This window comes from Kribbella sp. NBC_00482 (assembly GCF_036013725.1).
In the GTDB taxonomy this organism is placed as follows: Bacteria; Actinomycetota; Actinomycetes; order Propionibacteriales; family Kribbellaceae; genus Kribbella.
Genome location: NZ_CP107881.1, coordinates 1,617,725 through 1,631,937 on the forward strand (window position 1 = coordinate 1,617,725; position 14,213 = coordinate 1,631,937).

A 14,213-nucleotide genomic window follows, 5' to 3' on the forward strand; every position below is an offset into this window, starting at 1 on the left:
CTCAACCGGACCTCAGCCGGACCTTTTCCGGAACCAGCCCGGAACTATCCCGGCAGGTGCGGCCCGCCGGCCGCCGTCGGGTACACGTCTGGCGGGTACTCGAGCAGCAGCACCGACCGCACCGGCCCGTCCACAGCCTCGTACGAGTGCGGCCCGGCGGCACGGAACGCCAGGTAGTCGCCGGGTCCGAGTTCCTCGATCTGCCCGTGAGCGTTGATCCGCAGGCATCCGGACAGGACGATGTGGTGCTCGGTCCCCGGATGGCCGTCGGACTGCTGGACCGCGTCCGGCCGGATCTCCTGGTTGTAGATCTCGAACAGCCCGCCCGGGTGCTCCAGCCGCCGCAGCATCCGCAGGTCGATCGCGTCACCGGACAGTACGTCGACGTCTGCGGACCGCACGAGCACCACGTCGGAGGCCGGCGAATCAGCCAGCAGCGCCGACACCGGTACGCCGAGAGCGTTCGACAAACTGAACACTGTCTCGATCGTCGGGTTGCCCGCGCCGGACTCGAGCTGTGACAGCGTGCCCTTCGCGATCCCGGACCGCCGGGCGAGCTCGGACAACGAGATGCCCTGTTCGTCCCGCCGCGCCCGCAGGTTCGTCCCGAGAAGTTTTCCCGCACCCATCGCCGTCACAGCCCGGAGCATGCCACATGGAAGCGGTAACTTCGGATCCGTTGCGCGCATCAGCCTCATCGAGAGGAATGGTGACGATGATCTACCCGAAGCTCCTGCGAGGCCTCCCGGCGCTCGCGCTGCCCTTGTCCCTCCTGGTGGCTCCGAGCCCTGCGACGGCCGCGCCGACAGCGACCGCCTGCACGATGGACCTCGGTTCCGTGACCAGCCAAGGCGTCGTGCAGTACCGCACTGTGACGGCCACTCAACCCCTGTCCGTCTCTGCGATCCAGCGGCAGGTCAAGGTCTTCAGCCCAGGCGAGGCCCGCCTGAGCACGATCTGGAACTGGAACCTGCTGTCGCCGGAGTCCGGCATCGTGGTCAAGAACACAGGCGTCATCGGACAGGCGTCGTACAACTCCGACACCGCCGAGCCGGCGGACCCGACGTTCACCCAGATCAGTGCCGGGTGGGGCGGGTACTCGGCCATCGGGCTCTCCGTCGACGACGACCGTCGCACGGCGCGGAACCAGTTCTACGGGCTCAGCAACGGGACCGTACGCCGCTGGGTCATCAACTCGTTCGGCTGGACCCCGACCGGGCAGACCGGTGGCTTCAGCGCTGTGAAGACGTGGGCGTTGCTCGGCCAGTCCACGACGTACGACACGTTCCTGGCGACGACCCGCGGGGGCGCGCTGTACACGATCCGGCTGCCGCTGACCAGGACGATGACGCCGGTGGTCAAGCAGGTCCGTTCGAAGACCTGGCAGGCGTTCGACTACCTGATCGCCCAGCGCTGCGGCCAGGTGAGCACGCTCCTGACGGCGATCGACAAGGACACCGGCGCCGCGTACCTGTACGCCATGAGCCACGCGAACGGCCCGTCGACGGTCATCAAGCTGCTCGGCAAACTCCCCGGCACCTACACCGATCCGATCTACTTCCTCCGCACCCACGGCGCCTATCTGCGCGGCGAGTGATCACGGGATGATGCGGCGCCTGCGCAGGTCGGCGAAGACGCCGTAGAACATCTGCTCGGTGTCGACGTACTCGTGGAAGCCGGCCCGCCGTGACTTCGAGGCGTCGGCGAAGAAGTCGTAGTCCCACCCGAACACGAAGTCGGCGAACGGCCAGGACGACACCTCGGCGAACGACGTCGAGGTCAGGTCATGAGACACCTGCAACTGCTTCCAGGCCGGCTCCTTGTCCGCCATCACGTCCTGCAGCGACAGTTGCAGCGGCGGCGCGACCTCCAGGCCGAACCACGCGCCGAGCTTCGGCCACAACTCGCTCCAGCGGAACAGGTCGCCGTTCGTGATGTTGAACGCCTGATTCGCCGCCGCCGGTGCGGTCGCCGCCCATACCGTTGCCTTCGCCAACAATCCGGCGTCGGTCAGTTCGAGCAACGAGTGGTACGCACCGGGCTTGCCAGGAAAGCGCAGCGGTACGCCGAGATCCCTCGACAGCGACGCGTAGACGGCGATCGCGACCGCGAGGTTCATCGGGTTGCCGAGCGCGGATCCACCCACCACGGAGGGCCGCAGCGCCGACCACGTCCACGCCTTGCCCTGCTGACGTTCCTCCAGGAAGCGCTGCTGATCGACGTTGAACTCCGGCGGCAGGTGCGGCGGATCGTCCTCCCGGGCGGGCGTCTTGAACGGCCCGAGATGCGCGCCGTACACCTTGTAGCCCTGCATCAGGCTGACGTGCCGCAGTCCGCGCGCGACCGGCTCGATCGCGTCGACGACGTTGACCAGCATCGCGAGGTTGGGCGCGACGAGCTCGGCCCAGGTCGGCCGGTCCTGGTACGCGACGTAGAAGACATGCGTCACGTCGGTGAGCCCGGACAGCTTGTCCCGGGTGTCGTCCGGGTCCAGCAGATCGACGGCGACGTGCCGCACCCGCCCAGGTACGTCGGTACCGCCGCGACGCGACAGCCCGATCACCCGCCAGTCGGGCAGCGATGCCAGATGCTCCACCAGATTCGTCCCGATCACACCCCGGGAACCGACCACCAACGCAACGTTCTCCATGCCCAATAGCCTTGCTGACCTGTGGAGATAAATCCAAGGCATAGTTTTCACCGAAGCCATAAGCTGAGGACATGGCAACGCTCAGGCAGCTCGAGTACCTCGTCACCGTGGTCGACCAGGGCTCGTTCACCAAGGCCGCCGAGCTCCTCCACGTCACCCAGCCCGCGCTCTCCCACCAGATCCGCACCCTCGAACGTTCGGCCGGCGGACCGCTGCTCGAGCGGCTCCCCCGCGGCCTCCGCCTCACCCCAACGGGCCGCGCGATGCTCCCGCATGCTCGCGCCGCCCTGGCCGACGCGGAACGGGCTCGCTGCGCAGCTCGGCAAGCCGCCGGACTCGAGGTCGGGGAGCTGCAGATCGCGACGCTCTACTCGATCACGCTCGGCGTGCTGCCGTCTGCGCTCCGCGAGTGGCGACGGACCCGCCCGAACGTCGGCATCCGCCTGTTCGAGCACCGGCATACCGACGAGCTCGTCGACGCGATGAACGCCGGCGAAGCGGACCTCGCCGTCGGGCCCCAGCCTGCGAACTGGTCCGGCGTCACGCGCGTGCTCGGCACCGAAGAACTCGTCGTCGTGGTCGCCGCCGACGATGCCGCCGCGACCGGAGACACGGTCAAACTGCAGGACCTCGCGGACCGTTCCTGGGTCCACTACGCACCAGGTCACGGCCTCGCCGACGTCCTCGACAACGCTTGCGCACAAGCAGGATTCGAGCCGCGCATCGCCGTACGGACCGAACAGACCGCCGCCGCGCCCGCACTGGCCGCGGCAGGTCTCGGACCCGCCTTGGTCCCCGACAACATCCTGCCGAAGGACTTCGACGGCCACATCCTGCATCCGGAGCCGGCGGTACGTCGGACGCTCACGGCGTACACGCGCGGCGAACCAGATCCACTCGCCGCCGCCTTCATCGACGTACTGCTGCGATCAGCGCTTGTCGTGGCCCCAGTTGGCGACGATGACGGCGATCGGAGGTAGTACGGCGGCGACTGCGCTCATCCCGACGGCTGCAGGGATCGAGAACAGGCGCACGACGAACCACGCCAGGCCGATGAGGGCCAGGCAGCTGCCCATCAGCCAGTAGTAGAGCTTGCGATTGTCGTAGCGGCGGGCCATGTCACACCGTCAGCGGGAGCTTCCCCAGCGCGGTGACCAGCGGGGACAGCTCAGGTAGCTCGGCGGCACGCTCCAACGCAGACGTCAGTACGGCGTCATGGGTCGGCTGTGCCTGGTCGAGCAGCTCGCGGCCGGCCTCGGTGACCTCGGTGTAGATGCCACGCCGGTCCGTCGGGCACAGGTACCGCTGCAGCAGCTTGCGGTCCTCCAGCCGGTTGACCAGGCGGGTAGTGGCGGATTGGCTGAGCACCACCGCGCTCGACAGCTGGTTCATCCGCAGGTGGTAGTCGTCCTGCCGCGCCAGCACGTCCAGCACGCTGTACTCACTCACCGACAGCCCGTGCTGCTTCTGCAGCGCGCGCTCCAGCTCGTCCTCGATCCGGGCATGCAGCGCCGCCAGGGTTCGCCACCCCTGCGCCCGCGCCTCCGCGGCGTCATCCGGCAGTCCCACGACACCTCCACTTGAACTTCACTCTTGCATGCGCAATCATAGCGCTTGTGCAATAGCCCGCGTGTGCAACTATCGCGCACGCCGGTAATAGTCATCAGCTTACCTTCGAAGGAGCGTCATGCCAGCGAGCCCACCCAACCCCCGAGCGAAGCGAGGGGTTGCTCTTCTGGCTCTTGCGATCGGTGCGTTCGGGATCGGGACCACCGAATTCGTCATCATGGGGCTGCTGCCCGAGGTCGCCACCGACTTCGGCGTCAGCATCCCGTCCGCCGGACTGCTCATCTCCGGCTACGCGCTGGGGGTCGTGGTCGGCGCCCCGCTGCTCACCGCGATCGGCTCCAAGGTCTCCCGCAAGACCGTGCTGATCGCGCTGATGGGCGTCTTCATCGCCGGCAACCTGGTCTCCGCGCTCGCTCCGTCGTACGGCGTTCTGATGACCGGGCGGATCGTGGCGGCGCTGTCCCACGGCGCGTTCTTCGGCGTCGGGTCTGTGGTCGCGGCGTCGCTGGTCCCGAAGGCGAAGCAGGCGAGTGCGATCGCGTTGATGTTCACCGGGCTGACGGTCGCCAACGTGCTCGGCGTACCGGGTGGGACCGCGCTCGGTCAGCAGTTCGGCTGGCAGTCGACGTTCTGGGCGGTGACTGCGCTCGGTGTGATCGGGTTGCTCGGCATCGTGTTCCTGGTGCCGCGGCAGGACACTGCGGAAGGTCCTGGTCTGCGCAGCGAGCTGGCTGTGTTCAAGAACCTGCAGGTGTGGCTGGCGCTGGCAATGACCGCGCTGGGCTTCGCTGGGGTGTTTGCGTCGTTCACCTACATCGCACCGATGATGACCGAGGTTGCAGGATTCTCCGCCGGTGCGGTGACCTGGCTGCTGGTGCTGTTCGGCGGTGGGCTCGTCGTGGGCAACCTGCTGGGCGGTAGAGCAGCGGACCGCTCGCTCATGCCGAGTCTTTACCTGATCCTGGCGCTACTGGCCGCCGTACTGGTCGTCTTCGTGTTCACTGCGCACGCCAAGCTCCCGTCTACTGTGACTATCGCGCTCTTCGGTGCCGCTGGGTTCGCCACTGTCGCTCCGCTGCAGAAGCGAGTGATGGACAAGGCGAAGGGCGCTCCGGCGCTGGCGTCCGCGGCCAACATCGCCGCGTTCAACCTCGGTAACGCTGCCGGCGCGTACCTCGGTGGACTCACCATCGAGCGCGGTCTCGGCTACACCGCACCCAACTGGGTCGGCGCTGCACTGGCGGTTGCCGGCCTGCTCGTCGCACTCGTCTCCGGCCTGCTGGACCGCCGTCACACCAGCCAGGTCCCCGCACTCGTCCTTGAAGGAAGCCACTGATGATCCCCACCGTGAAGCTCAACAACGACGTCGAGATGCCTCAGCTCGGGTACGGCGTCTTCCAGGTCCCGAACGACGAAACGGCTGCTGCCGTGACGCATGCGCTCGAGGCCGGCTACCGCAGTATCGACACTGCAGCGGCGTACCAGAACGAGGCAGGTGTCGGGCAGGCGCTCGCTGCTTCCGGAATCGACCGGAGCGACCTGTTCATCACCACCAAGCTGTGGAACGCGGACCAGGGCTACGACTCCACCCTGAAGGCGTTCGACCAGAGCCTGTCCTTGCTGGGCCTGGAGTACCTGGACCTGTACCTCATCCACTGGCCGACCCCAGCACGCGACCTGTACGTCGACAGCTGGCGTGCTCTGGAGAGCCTGTACGCCGACGGTCGCGTCCGCGCGATCGGTGTGTCCAACTTCCAGCCGGAGCACCTGGACCGTCTCGCGCAGTCCGCCCGCATCACTCCGGCCGTCAACCAGGTCGAGCTGCATCCCTACCTGCGGCAGGACGAGGTGCGCACGTACGGCGCTGACTTCGGCATCCGCACCGAGGCCTGGAGCCCGCTGGCGAAGGGCGGCACGCTGCTCGACGAGCCCGAGGTCGCCAAGCTGGCAACGCTTTACGACCGCACGCCGGCCCAGATCGTGCTCCGCTGGCACCTGCAGCTCGGCACCATCGTCATCCCGAAGTCCGTCACCCCGTCCCGCATCCGCGAGAACCTGAACGTCTTCGACTTCACCCTCACCGAAGACGACCTCACCACCATCAGCACCCTCCACCGCCACGAACGCACCGGCCCGGACCCCGACACCTTCAACGTCGCCTGACTACGATCGGGGAATGAGCGACCTCGTCGAGTTCCTCCTCCTGAACCTCCCGGAAGAGGAGTGGGACCAGCTCGACGAGCATCAGGCGAAGCGCTTCCGCTACCTCTACCAACCGCCTGACCGCGCCGGCGAAGAGCGCAGCGACTACCGCGAGGGCTGCGCCTCCTGCACGAAGGACCCCTCGGAGCCCGGCAAGCCCGCCTACGGCACCTCCTGGATCGAGGACTGGCCCTGCCGGCACCTCTGCACGTTGGCGGTCCGGTACGACGATCAGCCCGACTTCCACCCGTGGTTCCGCGAGCGCCTCACGCTAGGCCGGCAGATACGCCCGTGACCGCGATGAAACAGTGTTCTCGGTTGTGACACACTGTTTTAGTGCGGGAAGCGGATCGGCGGACGGTGCTGGGATCGGTGTGGTTGCGGGACGAGCCGGAGGCGACGAGGAGCCGGCTGAGCAGGGAGGACATCGTCGCGGCGGCGATCCGGGTGCTTGATCGCGACGGGCTCGACACGTTCTCGATGCGGGTGATGGCGGCTGAGCTGGGTACTGCGGCGACGTCCGCGCTGTACTGGCGGATCGCGACCAAGAACGACCTGCTCGAGCTCGTCGTCGACACGGTGCTCGGCGACGCGCTGATCCCTGCCGAGGGCGACTGGCGGGAGCAGGTGACTGCTGTCGTGCAGGCGGCGTACCAGGCGTTGTGGGAGCATCCGTGGGCCGCGCAACTGCTCCCGACGCACGCCGGGCTCGGGCCGAACTACCAGGCGCTGACCGAGCGGGTGCAGTCCATCCTCAACGACGCCGGCTTCAAGGGCACGCACCTGGACTCGGCGGTGTCGGCGATCTTCCACTACCTGATCGGGTCGGCGGTGACCGACTCCGCGTGGCTGTCGGTCGTACGGCGAAGCGGGCTCAACGAACTGCGCTGGGCGGCCAAGTCGGCGGACCGGATGGGGGTCGACGCCGCGCACCTCGCCGCGTACCTCAACCGCGAAAGCACCGCCGGCCCGGAGGCACGCTTCACCTCCGGGCTACGGGTCATCCTGGTCGGCCTCCGACCACGTCAGATTTCCTAGAGATCAGCGAAGGCCGATGCGGGGTTTTCGAAGGCGTCGGCGACGAAGCGGAGGAAGGCGGCCGCCGTGCCGCCGTCGCACACGCGGTGGTCGAACACCAGCGACAACTGGGTCAGCTTGCGGATCGCGAGCTCGCCGTCGACCACCCACGGACGGTCGATGATCCGGCCGACGCCGAGGATCGCGACCTGCGGATGGTTGATGATCGCCGCGCTGCCGTCGACCCCGAAGCTCCCGTAGTTGTTCAACGTGAACGTCCCGCACGTCAGCTCCTGCTGAGTCAGCCGACCGTCCCGCGCCGACGCGGTCAGGCGGCGGATCTCGGCGTCCAGACCGCGCGTCGTCAGTGCGTGAGCGCCCGCGACCGCCGGGACCATGAGACCGCGATCCGTCTGCGCCGCAACACCGAGGTTCACGCCGTCGTACTGGACGAGTTCCTCGCGCTCGGTGTCGACGTACCCGTTGAGCTCTGGATACTTCAGCAGTCCGGCGACCACGAATCGCGCCATCAGCGCGAGCAGGCCCGGTCCGGGATCCGTTGCCGAGCGCAACGACTCGCGGAGGTCGATCAGGGCGGTCGCGTCCACGTCGACCCAGGTGGTCGCCTCGGGGATCTCGGCCCGACTACGGCTGAGGGTGGCGATCACAGCCTTGCGGAACCCACTCATAGGAGTACGCCGCAGCTCAGCCAACTGCACTACAGAAGCTTGGGGCAGGGCGGGCTGCGCCGCGGCGGGTGTTGCGGTGGGCGCGTGCTCCGTTTGCATGCGGCGGGCGATTGCCAGTTCGACGTCGCGGCGGACGATCAGGCCGTCGGGGCCTGAGCCCGTCAGCGCGCGCAGGTCGACCTCAGCGTCCCGCGCCAACCGGCGTACCAAGGGGGAAATGACCAGCGGAACGCGTCTTTCCGGAACCTTTTCCGCAGCAGGCGCAACATTTGTTCCGGAAACCCGAGGCCGCCTACGACGCCCCGCCCCGGCAGACTCGGAAGTTCCATAGCCGACCAGCACGTTCCCCGACCCCGCCCGCTCCTCAGCGCGGTACGCCGCGCCGTCCGGATCCCCCACCGTGATGAGCGGCTTGCCAACCGGGACCGTAGTACCAGCCTCACCGTGCAATTCCTCGATCACCCCGGCATACGGACACGGCAGCTCGACGATCGACTTCGCAGTCTCGACCTCGGCAATCGGAGTGTCGACGGCGACCACATCGCCGACCTTCACGAGCCACCGGACGATCTCGGCCTCGGTCAGGCCCTCACCGAGATCCGGGAGAAGGAACGTGTTCACGAGTCCTCCCACTGCAGGTCGTCGACCGCGTCGAGGATCCGGTCGACGCTCGGCAGCTGGTACTTCTCCAGCTTCGGCGGCGGGAACGGAATGTCGAACGCGGTCACCCGCCGCACCGGTGCGGCCAGCGAGTGGAAGCACTTCTCGGTGACCCGGGCAACGATCTCCGACGACACACTGGCGAACCCGCTGGCCTCGGCCACCACGACAGCCCGTCCGGTACGCCGTACCGCCGCGCACACCGTCTCGTCGTCGAACGGGACCACCGACCGCAGATCCACCACCGTCAGCTGTCGCCCCTCGGCCGCGGCGACCTCGGCCGCCTCCAGCGCGACCGGAAGCGCCGGACCGTAGGCAATCAACGTGGCGTCTGCGCCGTCCCGACGTACGACGGCCGTGCCGATCCCCGGCTGCGACTCGGTGAGGTCGACCTCTTCCTTGGCCCAGTAGAGCTTCTTCGGCTCCATGAAAACAACCGGATCCGGAAACTCGATTGCCCTACGCAACAACCCGTACGCGTCCGCAACCGTTGCCGGCGTCACCACGGTCAGCCCGGGCGTGTGCGCGAAGTAGCTCTCCGACGAGTCGCTGTGATGCTCGACCCCGCCGATGCCTCCGCCATATGGAATCCGGATCACCATCGGCAGCTGCACGCGGCCGCGGGTCCGGTTGCGCATCTTGGCGACGTGCGAGACGACCTGCTCGAACGCCGGGTACCCGAACGCGTCGAACTGCATCTCGACCACCGGGCGCATCCCGTTCATCGCCATCCCGACCGCCATGCCGACGATGCCGGCCTCGGCCAGCGGAGTGTCGAAGCACCGCTTGTCGCCGAACTCCGCGGTCAGCCCGTCGGTGATCCGGAAGACGCCGCCGAGCGCGCCGACGTCCTCACCGAACATCACTACCGACTCATCGGCCGTCATCGCGTCCCGCAGCGCCTGGTTGAGCGCCTGCGCCATCGAGATCTTCACGTGCGTCATCAGGCCTCCTCGCGGGCGAGCTCGTCGCGGAGGAACGCGGACTGCTCCCGCAGCTGCTGCGTCTCCCCGGCGTACAGGTGGGCGAACAGATCCGCCGGATCGACCTCCGGCTCCGGCATCAGCCCGTCACGCAACTGCGCGGCGACCTGGACGGCGCCGGCCTCGGCAGTCGCCCGAATGTCGTCGTTCAGCCAGCCCTGCTGCTCGAGGTACGTCGTGAGGCGCTCGATCGGATCGCGGTCCAGCCACGGGGTGACCTCGTCGTCCTGGCGGTACCGGGACGCGTCGTCCGCGTTGGTGTGCGCCTGCACGCGATACGTGTGCGCCTCGATGAGCTGCGGCCCTTCACCTGCACGTGCATTGTTTACAGCCTGTCCAAGAACGGCGAGGAGGCCGGCGAGATCGTTCCCGTCGGCGCGTTCGCCCGGTACGCCGTACCCGATGCCCTTGTGCGCAAGGGACGGCGCGGCGCTCTGCCTGGCGAGCGGCACGGAGATCGCGTACTCGTTGTTCTGGATGAAGAACACGACCGGCGCCTGGAAGACCGCCGCGAAGTTGAGGGCCTCGTGGAAGTCGCCCTCGCTGGTGCCGCCGTCGCCGACGAGCGCCATCACGACCGTGTCCTCGCCCTTCAGCCGGGCCGCGTGCGCGACACCGACCGCGTGCGGGAGCTGGGTCGCGAGCGGGGTCGCCTGCGGCGCGACCTTGTGCTCGTACGGGTCGTAGCCCGAGTGCCAGTCGCCGCGGAGCAGCGTCAGCGTCTCGATCGGATCGACGCCCCGGCTCATGATCGACACCGAGTCGCGGTACGTCGGGAACAGCCAGTCGCCCTCGCGCAGGACCATCGTGGCCGCGAGCTGACAGGCCTCCTGACCGAAGGACGACGGGTAGACCGCGAGCCGGCCCTGGCGGACCAGTGCGCTCGCTTGGTCGTTGAACCGGCGGCCCCGGATCAACTGTGTGTAGCCGTCGAGCAGGGCTTCCTTGGTGGGCAGCCGGTACGACGGATGGTCGTGCGGTACGCCGTTCTGATCGATCAGACAGACGGGTTCCGCGGAGGGGAGCAAATGCTCCTCGACGGTGGTCATGGACCCTCCAGCGCAGGAGACGGACGGTAGCCACATCGTCGTCCCTCCTGGCCAAGTGGATCTATAGCTGGAATTATTGAGAGACGTTTGGCCTGCACCCGAGCCGAGGAGGTCGTGCGAATGTCCGACGAGGTGATCGTCCACCGGGCCGGTCCTGGACAGATTGTCGTGGCTCCAGCGCTCGACGAGATCGATCGGCAGATCATCGAGGCGCTCGGGCGGGACGGACGGCTGTCGATCCGGGCCCTCGCCGACGAGGTGCACATCTCCCGCGCGAACGCGTACGCCCGCGTCGAACGGCTCACGAACACCGGTGTGATCACCGGTTTCACGGTCACCGTCGACCCGCTCAGACTCGGCCTGGCAACGTCGGCGTACGTCACCCTCAGTCTCCGACAGAGCTCCTGGCGGACCCTACGCAAGCAGCTCCAGGCGATCCCGGAGATCAAGCACATGGCGCTGGTCGGCGGCGACTTCGACGCGATCCTGCTGGTCCGCGCCGCCGACAACGAGGGCCTCCGCCGCCTCGTCCTGGAGAGGCTCCAGGCGATCCCCGAGGTCCTCGCGACCCGCACGGCGCTGATCTTCGAGGACGTCGGGACGCTCTAGCAGCCGCAGGATCTGCGCAGGATCAGTTCGGTCGGGACGGTCAGGGCCTCCATCGAGTCCTCGCCGTCGATCAGCCGGCGCACGGCCTCGCGCGCCACCAGCTCCACGGGTTGGCGTACGACGGTCAACGGCGGCCAGGTGTACTCCGTCTCAGGAGTGCCATCGAAGGCAGCCACCGCCACGTCTTCTGGCACGCGCACACCAGCCTCATGGAGTGCCCGCAGTACGCCGATCGCTTGCAGGTCGGAGCTCGCGAAGATCGCGGTGGGCTCAGCTTGGAGCAGGGTTTGCGCGGCACGGTAACCGCCCTCGCGGGAGAACTTCGCCCGCGCGATCGGCCCCTCGGGAAGACCTGCGGCGGTCAGCGCGTCGCGCCAGCCGAGCTCGCGTTCCGGGTGGCCCGCGCCACCGATCACCAGACCGATCACGCGATGCCCATGCGAAATGAGGTGCTCGACCCCCGCCTGGGCACCCTCGCGGTACGCCGGCCGCACCGAGCTGACCGTCGGCAGGACCCGGTTGATCGCGATCACCGGGACCTCGACGTCGTCCAGCGACGGGTCCGCGGTCGGCGCCACCAGCACGAGCCCGCTGACCTGGCGCGTGAGCAGCTCGGCGATCTTCGCGCTCTCGGTGACCGGGTCCCCGTCGGCGCTCGTCTGCAGTACGACGTACCCGCGCGCCGCCGCCTCCCGGTCGATCGCCTTCGCGAGCTCCGCGAACAGCGGGTTGCCCCCGTCCGGTGTGATCAGCCCGAACGTCCGCGTCGTACCCATTCGCAACGCCCGCGCGGTCGCGTTCGGCCGGTACCCGAGCGCGCGGATCGCGTCGAGCACCCGCTCACGGGTCCCCGGCGCGACTTTCCGCGGGCCCTCGTTCACGACGTAGCTGACGACGGCCGTGCTGACTCCGGCGTACTCCGCCACGTCGTTGCGGGTCACCGGATCCTTGGGCATGCAGTGATGGTACGACGGTTGACCGGTCTGGAAAGCGATTGCTAGCGTCTGTGTCTACACGAGTAGAAGGAGTCCACCGTGGCCAGACGCTATGCAGTCGCCGGGACCGGTTCACGAGCGCAGTCGTACATCCGCGCGATCCTCCAGGAGCACCCCGAGGAGGCGGAGCTGGTCGCCCTGCTCGACTCGAACCCGGGCCGGCTGGCGTTCCACCAGGGCAAGCTGACCGAGCTCGGCGGCCCCGAGCTCCCGCAGTACGGCGCCGAGGACCTGGAGCGGATGGTCAAGGAGCAGGCCGTCGACCGCGTCGTCGTGACCAGCCCCGACTACACGCACGCGGCGGTCGTGTCGCGGCTGCTGCGCGCCGGGGCGGACGTGATCGTCGAGAAGCCGCTGACCATCGACGCGGACGGGACCCGGCAGATCGTCGACGCGATGAACGAGTCGGGCAAGTCCGTCGTCGTCACGTTCAACTACCGCTACTCACCGCGGAACAGCGCGCTGCGGCAGCTGATCCAGGACGGCGAGATCGGGCAGGTCACCAGCGTCGAGTTCCAGTGGGTGCTCGACACCCGGCACGGCGCGGACTACTTCCGCCGCTGGCACCGCGAGAAGAAGAACTCCGGCGGTCTGCTGGTCCACAAGGCGTCCCACCACTTCGACCTGGTGAACTGGTGGATCGCCTCGACGCCGACCCGCGTGTTCGCCTCCGGCGGGCTCGCCTTCTACGGCTCCGAGAACGCGGCGGCCCGCGGCCTCGGTGAGCGTCCGGCGCGCGGCACGATCGACGGTTCCGCCGACGACCCGTGGCTGCTCGATCTGCGCACCGACGACACGAACCGGCAGTTGTACTACGAGAACGAGAAGTACGACGGGTACCTGCGCGACCAGGACGTCTTCGCTCCGGGGATCACGATCGAGGACAACATGTCCGTGATCGCGGAGTACGCGAACGGCGCGCGGCTCAGCTACTCGCTGAACGCGCACTCGCCGTGGGAGGGGTACCGCGTCTCCGTCAACGGCACCCTCGGCCGCGCCGAGCTGGAAGTGGTCGAACGGGCCGCGGTCGTCGACGACCAGATCGACCCGAGCTACCCGTCCGACCGCGTCATCGCCGGCGACGTCCGCACCAACGGCGAGCGGCTCGTGCTGCAGAAGCACTGGGCGCCGGCCGTCGAGGTCGAGATCCCCCGCGGCGAAGGCGGCCACGGCGGCGGCGACAAGCTGATCTACAACGACCTCTTCGTTGGCCCCGGCAACGATCCGCTGGGTCGCGCCGCCGACGTCAACGACGGCGTCCGCGCCGTCGCGGTCGGCATCGCGGCCAACCAGTCACTCGCCAGCGGCCAGCCGGTCGTCGTCGCCGATCTCAACCTCGGCGGCTGGGGCGCCTAGAACACTTACCAGGCGGCGGGCTGGCCTGGGCGGTGGGTCCCGAAGGTCCATTCGTAGCCTTCGGGGTCGGCGACGCGGCAGCGGTAGTTGCCCCACTCGGTCAGTTCGGGTGTCCAGACCAGATCCGCGCCGGCCGCGGTCGCCTTCGTGAAGATGGCGTCGACCTCGTCCTGGGTGTCGAAGGCGACGTACATTCCATGGCCGACGGTCTCGCCCTTGCGGGCGGGCCTGTCGTAGCCCTCCTCGTCGGAGAACAGCGTGAACGAAACCCCGCCGTACCGCATCTCCGAATGCATGATGCCGCCGTTGGCGTCCGGGACCTCCATCGTGGTCTCGAACCCGAAGGCCTTCTCGAGCCAGCGGAGTGCGCCGGGGGCGTCGCGGTAGCTGAAGTACGCGTGGAACGTCGCTGTGTTGGTCATACGACCAGCATT

General features: G+C 68.2%; 17 protein-coding genes. 8 read left to right on the top strand and 9 right to left on the bottom strand.

Annotated features, from left to right (window positions below):
* Positions 1-44: 44 nt before the first annotated feature.
* Entirely contained in the window at positions 45-629 is a 585-nt protein-coding gene (locus OHB24_RS08085; protein ID WP_327641030.1) for a helix-turn-helix domain-containing protein, read from the bottom strand.
* A gap of 86 nt (positions 630-715) precedes the next feature.
* On the opposite strand from OHB24_RS08085, the gene OHB24_RS08090 reads away from it, so the two are divergent.
* Positions 716-1,597, top strand: coding sequence for a hypothetical protein (locus OHB24_RS08090; protein WP_327638325.1), 882 nt, complete (start codon positions 716-718; stop codon positions 1,595-1,597).
* Here OHB24_RS08090 and OHB24_RS08095 read toward each other — a convergent pair whose 3' ends face one another.
* Complete coding sequence (locus OHB24_RS08095; RefSeq protein ID WP_327638326.1) at positions 1,598-2,650, bottom strand: SDR family oxidoreductase; 1,053 nt, start codon at positions 2,648-2,650, stop codon at positions 1,598-1,600.
* 71 nt (positions 2,651-2,721) lie between these two features.
* Here OHB24_RS08095 and OHB24_RS08100 point away from each other — a divergent pair, with 71 nt between their 5' ends.
* Positions 2,722-3,630 (top strand): LysR family transcriptional regulator, encoded by a 909-nt coding sequence (locus OHB24_RS08100; RefSeq protein ID WP_327638327.1) that lies wholly within the window; start codon positions 2,722-2,724, stop codon positions 3,628-3,630.
* On the opposite strand, the gene OHB24_RS08105 is transcribed toward OHB24_RS08100, so the two are convergent.
* Together OHB24_RS08105 and OHB24_RS08110 are read right to left on the bottom strand one after the other, a co-directional pair.
* Positions 3,580-3,768: a DUF3099 domain-containing protein gene (locus tag OHB24_RS08105; RefSeq protein ID WP_238156904.1), complete on the bottom strand. Its 189-nt coding sequence runs from the start codon at positions 3,766-3,768 to the stop codon at positions 3,580-3,582. The two genes, OHB24_RS08100 and OHB24_RS08105, sit on opposite strands and share 51 nt — an antisense overlap.
* A 1-nt stretch (position 3,769) precedes the next feature.
* Positions 3,770-4,219: a MarR family winged helix-turn-helix transcriptional regulator gene (locus OHB24_RS08110; RefSeq protein ID WP_327638328.1), complete on the bottom strand. Its 450-nt coding sequence runs from the start codon at positions 4,217-4,219 to the stop codon at positions 3,770-3,772.
* A 118-nt stretch (positions 4,220-4,337) separates the two neighbouring features.
* On the opposite strand from OHB24_RS08110, the gene OHB24_RS08115 reads away from it, so the two are divergent.
* The 4 genes from OHB24_RS08115 to OHB24_RS08130 are packed head-to-tail and all read left to right on the top strand — an operon-like array spanning position 4,338 to position 7,459.
* On the top strand, positions 4,338-5,555 hold the full coding sequence (locus tag OHB24_RS08115) for an MFS transporter (RefSeq protein ID WP_327638329.1): 1,218 nt from the start codon (positions 4,338-4,340) through the stop codon (positions 5,553-5,555).
* The gene (locus OHB24_RS08120; protein ID WP_442913987.1) at positions 5,552-6,382 is read left to right on the top strand and encodes an aldo/keto reductase; all 831 of its coding nucleotides are present in this window, start codon (positions 5,552-5,554) and stop codon (positions 6,380-6,382) included. Before OHB24_RS08115 ends, OHB24_RS08120 begins: the two co-directional genes overlap by 4 nt.
* A 13-nt stretch (positions 6,383-6,395) precedes the next feature.
* Positions 6,396-6,716: a hypothetical protein gene (locus tag OHB24_RS08125; protein WP_327638331.1), complete on the top strand. Its 321-nt coding sequence runs from the start codon at positions 6,396-6,398 to the stop codon at positions 6,714-6,716.
* Positions 6,717-6,757: 41 nt separating this feature from the next.
* Positions 6,758-7,459: a TetR/AcrR family transcriptional regulator gene (locus OHB24_RS08130; RefSeq protein WP_327638332.1), complete on the top strand. Its 702-nt coding sequence runs from the start codon at positions 6,758-6,760 to the stop codon at positions 7,457-7,459.
* Here the strand turns inward: OHB24_RS08130 and OHB24_RS08135 are convergent.
* From OHB24_RS08135 to OHB24_RS08145, 3 genes are read right to left on the bottom strand one after another with little or no spacing between them, the layout of a single operon-like run.
* Entirely contained in the window at positions 7,456-8,748 is a 1,293-nt protein-coding gene (locus OHB24_RS08135) for a dihydrolipoamide acetyltransferase family protein (protein WP_327638333.1), read from the bottom strand. The genes OHB24_RS08130 and OHB24_RS08135 overlap by 4 nt on opposite strands.
* Positions 8,745-9,731 carry an alpha-ketoacid dehydrogenase subunit beta gene (locus tag OHB24_RS08140; RefSeq protein ID WP_327638334.1) on the bottom strand — a complete coding sequence of 329 codons (987 nt, stop codon included), beginning with the start codon at positions 9,729-9,731 and terminating at the stop codon, positions 8,745-8,747. Before OHB24_RS08140 ends, OHB24_RS08135 begins: the two co-directional genes overlap by 4 nt.
* Positions 9,731-10,819, bottom strand: coding sequence for a thiamine pyrophosphate-dependent dehydrogenase E1 component subunit alpha (locus OHB24_RS08145; RefSeq protein WP_327638335.1), 1,089 nt, complete (start codon positions 10,817-10,819; stop codon positions 9,731-9,733). Before OHB24_RS08145 ends, OHB24_RS08140 begins: the two co-directional genes overlap by 1 nt.
* 120 nt (positions 10,820-10,939) lie before the next feature.
* Between OHB24_RS08145 and OHB24_RS08150 the strand changes: the two genes are divergently transcribed.
* Entirely contained in the window at positions 10,940-11,428 is a 489-nt protein-coding gene (locus OHB24_RS08150) for an Lrp/AsnC family transcriptional regulator (RefSeq protein ID WP_327638336.1), read from the top strand.
* Here the strand turns inward: OHB24_RS08150 and OHB24_RS08155 are convergent.
* A complete protein-coding gene (locus tag OHB24_RS08155) occupies positions 11,425-12,384 on the bottom strand; it encodes a LacI family DNA-binding transcriptional regulator (RefSeq protein WP_327638338.1) in 960 nt (319 codons plus the stop codon). The two genes, OHB24_RS08150 and OHB24_RS08155, sit on opposite strands and share 4 nt — an antisense overlap.
* 78 nt (positions 12,385-12,462) lie before the next feature.
* On the opposite strand from OHB24_RS08155, the gene OHB24_RS08160 reads away from it, so the two are divergent.
* Positions 12,463-13,779: a Gfo/Idh/MocA family protein gene (locus OHB24_RS08160; protein WP_327638339.1), complete on the top strand. Its 1,317-nt coding sequence runs from the start codon at positions 12,463-12,465 to the stop codon at positions 13,777-13,779.
* 5 nt (positions 13,780-13,784) lie between these two features.
* Here OHB24_RS08160 and OHB24_RS08165 read toward each other — a convergent pair whose 3' ends face one another.
* Complete coding sequence (locus OHB24_RS08165) at positions 13,785-14,201, bottom strand: VOC family protein (RefSeq protein WP_327638341.1); 417 nt, start codon at positions 14,199-14,201, stop codon at positions 13,785-13,787.
* Positions 14,202-14,213 lie beyond the last annotated feature (12 nt).